The organism is Mesorhizobium sp. M4A.F.Ca.ET.020.02.1.1 (assembly GCF_004022645.1).
Classification (GTDB): domain Bacteria; phylum Pseudomonadota; class Alphaproteobacteria; order Rhizobiales; family Rhizobiaceae; genus Mesorhizobium.
Genome location: NZ_RZOI01000233.1, coordinates 1 through 7866, shown reverse-complemented (window position 1 = coordinate 7866; position 7866 = coordinate 1). Strand labels below are relative to the sequence as shown.

Annotated in this window: 8 protein-coding genes; 1 reads left to right on the top strand and 7 read right to left on the bottom strand. The window is 64.1% G+C overall.

Annotated features, from left to right (window positions below):
• On the top strand, positions 1-831 hold an 831-nt coding region (locus EN742_RS16260; RefSeq protein ID WP_148670123.1), incomplete at its 5' end, for a sugar phosphate isomerase/epimerase.
• A 231-nt stretch (positions 832-1062) separates the two neighbouring features.
• On the opposite strand, the gene phnE (EN742_RS16250) is transcribed toward EN742_RS16260, so the two are convergent.
• The 7 genes from phnE (EN742_RS16250) to phnL form a co-directional block, all read right to left on the bottom strand.
• Positions 1063-2430 (bottom strand): phosphonate ABC transporter, permease protein PhnE, encoded by a 1368-nt coding sequence (gene phnE, locus EN742_RS16250; protein ID WP_126058218.1) that lies wholly within the window; start codon positions 2428-2430, stop codon positions 1063-1065.
• A 65-nt stretch (positions 2431-2495) separates the two neighbouring features.
• Entirely contained in the window at positions 2496-3449 is a 954-nt protein-coding gene (gene phnE, locus EN742_RS16245) for a phosphonate ABC transporter, permease protein PhnE (protein WP_127406790.1), read from the bottom strand.
• A 57-nt stretch (positions 3450-3506) separates the two neighbouring features.
• A complete protein-coding gene (gene phnD / locus EN742_RS16240; RefSeq protein ID WP_127406791.1) occupies positions 3507-4415 on the bottom strand; it encodes a phosphonate ABC transporter substrate-binding protein in 909 nt (302 codons plus the stop codon).
• Positions 4416-4578: 163 nt separating this feature from the next.
• Positions 4579-5436 carry a phosphonate ABC transporter ATP-binding protein gene (phnC, locus tag EN742_RS16235; RefSeq protein WP_126058221.1) on the bottom strand — a complete coding sequence of 286 codons (858 nt, stop codon included), beginning with the start codon at positions 5434-5436 and terminating at the stop codon, positions 4579-4581.
• 182 nt (positions 5437-5618) lie between these two features.
• Positions 5619-6329 (bottom strand): DUF1868 domain-containing protein, encoded by a 711-nt coding sequence (locus EN742_RS16230; RefSeq protein WP_127406792.1) that lies wholly within the window; start codon positions 6327-6329, stop codon positions 5619-5621.
• A gap of 104 nt (positions 6330-6433) precedes the next feature.
• Positions 6434-7048: a DapH/DapD/GlmU-related protein gene (locus EN742_RS16225; protein WP_128333024.1), complete on the bottom strand. Its 615-nt coding sequence runs from the start codon at positions 7046-7048 to the stop codon at positions 6434-6436.
• Positions 7045-7752 (bottom strand): phosphonate C-P lyase system protein PhnL, encoded by a 708-nt coding sequence (gene phnL / locus EN742_RS16220; RefSeq protein ID WP_127421456.1) that lies wholly within the window; start codon positions 7750-7752, stop codon positions 7045-7047. Before phnL ends, EN742_RS16225 begins: the two co-directional genes overlap by 4 nt.
• Positions 7753-7866 lie beyond the last annotated feature (114 nt).

Below are 7866 nucleotides of genomic sequence, written 5' to 3'. Positions count from 1 at the left end.
TTCTTGTGGACGACCAGCGTCTCAAAGAAGCACGAGGCGCTGCTTCGCGACATCAAGGCGGCCGGCTTCGACGGCGTCGAGATCCCGGTGTTTTCCGGCGCGCCCGACGACTACAAGAAACTCGGCGACCTGCTCGACCGCATCGGGCTGCAGCGTACCGCTGTCTCGGCCATGGGTGATCCGGCGATGAGTCTGATCGCGGCCGATGCCGCGACGCGCAAGGCCGGCATCGACTATATGAAATGGGCGATCGACTGCAGCGCCGCGCTCGGCGCCAACAGGCTGAGCGGTCCACTGCATTCGACGCTCGGCGCCTTTTCCGGCAGCGGGCCGACGGCCGCCGAGAAGAAGCGCTCGGTCGCCTCGCAGCGCGCCATCGGCGACCATGCCGGCAAGACGGGGGTGACGATCGGGTTAGAGGCGCTCAACCGCTTCGAATGCTATCTGTTCAACACGATGGACGATTTGTCCGAGCATATCGACGCGATCGACCGGCCGCACGTCAAGGCGATGTACGACACGTTCCACGCCAACATCGAGGAGGCCGATCCGATCGGCGCCTATACGCGCAACCGGAGGAACGTCGTCCATATCCACATTTCAGAGAATGATCGTGGGGTGCCGGGCCGGGGCAATATTCCCTGGAAGGAGACGTTCTCGGCCATCCGCAAGAGCGGCTATGACGACTGGCTGACCATCGAATCCTTCGGGCGGTCGCTGAAGGACCTGGCTGCGGCGACGAAGGTTTGGCGGGATTTTGCGGAGACGCCGGAGGCCGTGTATCGGGAGGGGTACAAGCATATCAGGGATGGGTGGAAGAAGGCGGCTTAGAATGGCCGTCCGACGAGCGCCGCGATCCTTCGCGCCCCCCCTCTGTCCTGCCGGACATCTCCCCCACAAGGGGGGAGATTGGCGGCTGCGGCGCTTAGCTCAATTCGGCAACGTAGGAGATTGGCGAAAGCCATGGGTGGCGGCTGATCTCCCCCCAAGTGGGGGAGATGCCCGGTAGGGCAGAGGGGGGCGCTGTCCCGTCGACCTCTCGCAAGATTCTGCTAGCGAGGACTAACCCCGCGCAGCCTGCAACCTGTTGTAGTCATGCAGCGTGCGGCTGAGCCGGCGACGCAGGAAGTTCGAGATGTTGTCGAAGATGAAGACGACGGCCAGCGTCAGCAGCACCATGTAGAAGACGTTGGCCCAGTTGGAGTTGGTGCGCATCGCTTCCCATAATTTCAGGCCGATACCGCCGGCTCCGACGGCGCCGATGATGGTGGCGCCTCTGGTGTTGGATTCCCACTGGTAGAGCGTCTGGCTGATGAAGACCGGCACCACCTCCGGCAGCACGCCGTAGCGCTGCACAAGCAAGCCGTTGGCGCCGGTCGACTGCACACCCTCGCGCGGCTTGTCGTCGATGTTCTCCAGCGCCTCGGAATAGGTTTTGCCGAGCGTGCCGATCTCGGTGAAGAAGATCGCGGCACTGCCGGCGAGCGGACCGGGGCCGAAGGCGCGGGTGAAGAACAGCGCCCAGATCAGCATGTCGACCGAGCGCATGAAGTCGAAGAAGCGCTTCAGCACCTGGCTGAGCAGCCCGCTCGGCGTGATGTTGCGGGCGGCGAAGAAGGCGAGCGGGAAGGCGACGATGCCGCCGAGCAGCGTGCCGAGGAATGCCATGACGATGGTCTGCAACAGCTTCGTCCAGACATCGCCATGCTGCCACTGGGCGTTGTTCCAGATGTTGTCGGCGGCAAGCGCGAGATTTGATGTGCCGGGTTTCAGCTCTGGACCGGAGAGGATCAGCGCGGCCACTTCGCCGGCCGGTTTCCCGAAGAAGGGCGATCGCGTGTCGAAGACGAAGTTCGCCCAGCCGAGGAAACGCTTGCGCACCTTGACGCGGTCGACTGTGACGCGCACCTCGCCGACGAAGCCCATCCTCGCGACGACTTCGTCGTCATGCGCGGTGATCCAGTCGGGCACCGGGCCTGAGATCACGGGCTTGCCGCTGGCCAGCGACACGGGCACCGTCTGGCCGTTGGCGACAATCACGGCTTTGGTCTTGTCGAAGGTGACGGATTTGGCCAGGCCGTCGATCAGCACGGTGAAGGTGCCGTCCGGGTTCCTGATCACCCAGTCAGGATTGGGGTTCTCGCCAAGCGCGGAGAAGCGCGGGTATTTGGGCGTGATCTCCGGCTGGTCGAGGCGGAACTCCGGCTGCAGGTCGTAGCTGATCCATTGCGAAAGGAAGAGCGGCAGCCGCTCCCAATGCGACTCGCGCAGCACCTGCGGCATGCTGAAGAACCACAGGGCATAGGCGAGGTACAGGACGGTTCCAGCAACCAGGAACAGCGGTCCGAAACGCTTGTAGAGCGGCCGCCGAAATATCTGCGGGTAGCGCGCCTCTATCGCCTGCATATCGTTTGCTGTGATCGTGGCCATGGCTCAACCCTTGGTCCTGACCATGATCTTGTCCGAAAACCGGCGTCCACTTTTCGGGATCATGGTCAGGCGCTCATCAGAAAGGCCTGCTCGCCGACGAGCTTGCGGCGCAGCCAGGCGGAGAACTGGTCGACGATGAAGATGGTGGTGAAGAGCAGCAGCACCAGCGCCAGCGTCTTGGCGCCGAAGCCGCGCGAGATGGAGAGCTTCAGCTCCTCGCCGATGCCGCCGCCGCCGACTGCGCCCATAATCGTCGAGATGCGCACGTTGATCTCGATGCGCAGCAACGTATAGGACATGAAATTGGGCAGCACTTGCGGCAGGGCGGCAAAGCGGATGCGCTCGAACCAGTTGGCGCCGACCGCCCGCAAGCCTTCCTCGGCGCGCATGTCGATGTTCTCGTTGATCTCGTAGAAGAGCTTGCCGAGCGCGCCGATCGAATGCAGGCCGATGGCGATGATGGCGGCGACCGGGCCGATCGAGACGATGGCCGCGAACAGCCCGGCAATGACGATCTCCGGAAAGGCGCGCAGCAGTTCCATGAAGCGCTTGACGACGAGCCTGAGCGCCGGGCTCGGCGTCAGGTTGCGCGCGGCGATGAAGGAGAAGGGCACGGCGAAGACAAAACCGATGAAGGTCGAGACCAGCGCCACGTTGACCGTGGTCAGCATCAGCTCAAAATATTCGGGGATGTAGAAACCGCCCCAGACGTAGACGCGGCCGAGTGGGAAGTTGAATTCCTGGGTGCCGATGTCATGCGGCGAGGCGACGTCGAACAGCGCCCGCCAGACGTCGTTCCAATCCTTGGGGATCAGCCAGCTCAGGAAATCCAGCAAATGCGGCAGCCGTTCGAAGAAGTGACCGGCATTGGCCTCGTCGGCGAACCACATGGTCGCGCACATGGCGACGAGAAGCAGGCCGACACCGAGGCCGGTGTAAAGCCGGCGCAACGACGTCTGGCGCCGCCAGGCATCGGCCGCCAGGCGGGTCGCATCGGAATGGATTGTCGCTGAAGTCATGATCGGGAGATGCAAAAAGGGCGGCGTTTTTGACCGCCGCCCTTTTTCCTGATGCCGTCAGCCGCCGATCGCGGCTTTGCGGGCTTCGACGATGACATTGTAGAAGTCCGGCTTGACCGGAACGTAGCCGGTGAAGTCGCCGCCCTCGACGCCCTCGAAGCAGGCCTTGTCCTTGGTCGGCAGCGCGGTGAAGAAGGCGGTGAGCTTGGCGGTCATGTGGTCGCCGAGCGCGGTGCGCACGACCAGCGGGCCGTTCGGGATCAGGCCGGAGCGCCAGACCTCGACGAAGTCGTTCGGATCGACGGCGCCCTTGGCGACTTCCTTGTGGAAGGTGCCGGAGGTATAGCCGTTCTTGAAATCGCCGATGCCGGAGGAATCGTCCACCGCGACGTCGACCTTGCCGTCGCGGACGGCGAGGATGTTGTTCTCATGGCCGCCGTTGAACTGGGTCGAGGCGAAGAAGGCCTCGTTCGACTGGCCGGTGTCCTTCGGAATCTGGGTCAGCGGGATCAGATAGCCGGAGGTCGAGTCCGGGTCGGCATAGCCGAGCTTCTTGCCCTTGGCCGACTTGATGTCGGTGATCCCCGACGACTTCAGCGCCAGGCCGATCGAATAGTAGCCGGTGGCGCCGTCGGTCTGCTGGGTGGTGAGGATCGGGGTGACCGCCTTGGGGTCCTTGATATAGACGCTGGCATAGCCGGAAGCGCCGAGCTCGGCGAAGTCGAGCGTGCCGCCGAGCAGGCCCTGGATGACGCCGTCGTAGTCGGCGGCCGGGAACAGCGAGACCTTCTCGAAGCCGAATTCTGCCTTCAAATGGTCGGCCAGGCACTGGTAGTTGCGCAGCCGGTCCGTCTCGTTTTCGCCGCCAAGGATGCCGACGCGGAATTCCTTGAGGTCAGCGGCATGAGCAGCGCTCGTCGCGATGGCGAGCAGTGATACGGCGCCAAAAACCATCTTCCTAAACATTTGGATCTCTCTCCTGTTGTTCCGGCCTCGCGCCGGCGACGTTCGAATTTTTGACAGCTGCCTTTGACGCGGGCGGGCGATCCGGGTTGCTCGTTTTCTTGGCCATGATCCTTGCCGAACCGGTTGCCGCTCTTCGTCAGCGCGGACGGTTCGCAAACATCGACTAGTAGCCGGGGAATGCGGGCTCGAGCGGTCCGGCGGATGCGGTAATCTTCGGCTTGAAGTTGACGCTGGTCGACGTGATGGCCTCGGAGATATCGGCGCCATTGCTGTCCGCACTATAGACAAGACGCACGGCGTCGCGGTCGAGATCCTCGGGCGCGCCGTCGAACACGACCTTGCCGGCGGCCATGCCGATGATGCGGTTGCAATAGGCCCGCGCCGTGTCCAGCGTGTGCAGATTGGTGATGACGGTGATGCCTTCGCGCAGGTTGATGTCCTGCAGCGAGTCCATCACCACCTTGGCGTTGAGCGGGTCGAGCGAGGCGATCGGCTCGTCGGCGAGCAGCACCCTCGGCTGTTGCATCATGGCGCGCGCGATCGCCACGCGCTGCTGCTGGCCGCCGGACAGCGTGCCAGCCGGCTGCAGCGCGGTGCGGGCGATGTCGAGGCGCTCGAGCGCCGCTACCGCCTCGGCGCATTCGCTGCGCGAGAACATGCCGAACAGGTTGGAGAGCGTCGAGCGGTGGTTTAGCCGGCCGAGCAGCACGTTGGTCAGCACGTCGAGGCGCGGTACCAGGTTGAACTGCTGGAAGATCATGGCGCAGTCGCGCTGCCAGCGCCGCAGCGGCGAACCCTGCAGGCGGGAGACTTCGGCGCCGTCAAAAAAAATCGACCCCTGGCTGGGGTCGATGAGACGGTTGATCATGCGCAGAAGCGTCGATTTGCCGGCGCCGGAGCGGCCGATGATGCCGACCATCTGGCCCTGCGGGATCGACAGGTCGACAGCGCTGACCGCGGTGTTCTTGCCGAATCGTCGGGTGACACCGCGGATTTCGAGCGTGGCGGATGTTGCTGACATGGGCAAAGCTCCAGTCCAGTCGCGCTTTGAAGGTCTGTTAACCTTGGCTAGCGCAACGCCATGAACCTGCCGTGTCGGATTGATGTCAGTTTTGTTACCGCCCACAGGCTAGGGCCCAGAGCCGGAATGCCTGCATGTCGTTGTCCCAAATCGCTAGGCACTTTTGGGCGCCATGCATGGACTCAACCGAGGACCAGGAGCTCCTCGAAATGCTTCATGTCGCGGAAACTGCAAAAGGCCGGCGGATTGAGTTCGATGACCGGCGCCTCGCGGTCGAGGAAGGACAGGCAATCGTCGAACAGGTCCTGCCAGGCCGCCGCGCGCCCGTCGGCAAGGCGGCGGATCTGGTAGGCGAAGGTGATGTGGAAGACGTAGGTGTCATGGTCGGGGTGGCGGTAGCCGAACGGCACCGACAGTGCATCGCGCCAGGCCTGGAGGATGCGCCGGTCTTCGTCCGAGGCGCCGGCAACGGTAAGGCCGTTCGGGGTGACGCCGATGGCTCTTATCCTGAACGCGCCGCTCCCCTGGAAGCCTTCCAGGCGCTCCAGATAAAGGCGGGTCATGCCGTCGATGCCGGTGTCGAGCGCCACATCCCGAGGCCAATAGGGGAGCCGGCGGCGGCGCTCGATGATGCCTTGGAACAACGTCATGTGCAGGCTAGAGACCGGGGTGAAGGCAAGCCGGTCGGCGTCAAGCATGGCGCGCATGCGCTCGCGCACCTCGATGACCGCCGCTTCGGAGGGCGAGCCGTTGACGAGGTGGCTGACGACCGTGTTGCCAGGCTCCAGGAGGAAGTTGCCCGCCGCGTCGTAACGGGTGCCGAGATGCACCGGAGGCGTCGGGTTGGTGCCTTCGAAGAAACCGGCGAGCGAGGGTCTGACCAAATCGAGCATTGCGATCTCCAGAGAAAGACCGCCTCGTGACCTAATCCTGTGTCAGGGATATGAAATTCCAGCGTCCGTCCCTGGCAATGACGCACACGGGAACATCGGTGACGTCAGCTATATTTTTCGAGAAACGCCTCGGCTGAAAGCGCGCGGAAATCGTCGAGCGAAGCACGCAGCCTTGCATGGTCCCAGTCCCACCAGGCGAGCGCCTGGTAGCGCTCGGCGGTGCGACGGTCGAAACGCTCGCGGATCGGCTTCGCCGGCACGCCGCCGACGATGGTGTAAGGCGCAACATCCTTCGACACCACGGCGCCGGCGCCGACCGCCGCGCCATCGCCGACAGTGACGCCGGGCAGGATGGTCGAGCCATGGCCAAGCCAGGTGTCGTGGCCGATGGTGACGCGTTTCGCACGGCGCTCTGCGAAGAATTCGCTTTCGTGCTCGGCGTCGTCCCAATAGTCGGAGGCGCGGTAGGTGAAGTGGTGCAGCGTCGGCCGCCAGGTCGGATGGTTGGTGGCATTGATGCGCACGCTGGCCGCGATGTTGGAGAACTTGCGAATGGTCGCGCACCAGACGGCGCAATCCTGCATCATGTAGGAATAGTCGCCGAGCTCGCTTTCCGAGACCCGGCTGCGATCGGCGATCTCGGTCCAGCGGCCGAGCGTCGAATTCTCGACCTGCGCGGTCGGATGAACCAGCGGTGTTTCCGACAGTTTCCTTGTCATGCCGCGATCTTTCCGGCGGCGAAGGCGGTGACGTCGATGATGCGGTCGGCGACCGCCTCGCGCACATCCTGGTCGTGGAAAATGCCGAGCAAGGCGACGCCCGCCACCTTCTTGGCGGCGATCAACTCGACCACCACATCGCGGTTCCTGGCATCGAGCGAGGCGGTCGGCTCGTCGAGCAGCAGGACCGGATGCTCGGTGATGAAGCCGCGCGCGATGTTGACGCGCTGCTGCTCGCCGCCGGAGAAGGTCGCCGGCGGCAACGCCCAGAGCTTTTCCGGCAGGTTGAGCTGCGCCAGCAAGGCGCGCGCCTTGTCGCGCGCTGCCCCGCGCTCCTCGCCACGCTCGACCAGCGGCTCGGCAACGACGTCGAGCGCCGAGACGCGCGGCACGGTGCGCAGGAACTGGCTGACATAGCCAATCGTTTGCCGGCGCACGGCAAGCACCGTGCGCGGGCTGGCGCTGGCGAGATCGATCAGGCCGTTCTCGTGCTGGACGATGATCTGGCCCTCGTCGACGGCGTAGTTGCCGTAGAGCATCTTGAGGATCGAGCTTTTTCCCGCGCCGGACGGGCCGCCGAGCACGGCGCATTCGCCGGCGCGGATCGAGAAGGACACGCCGGCGACGACCGGCAGCCGGATGCCATCGCGCAGGTGCATGGTGAAGCTTTTGGCGACATCGGAGACAACGAGAGGGGTGGGCATCAGAAGGTCTTCCTATTGTCGCCGATCGGCGGGAGAATATGGCCCTTTCTCCCCGTCACTATACGGGGAGAAATGTCCGGCTGGACAATGAGGGGCAGCGCCGAGGTCCAGCTG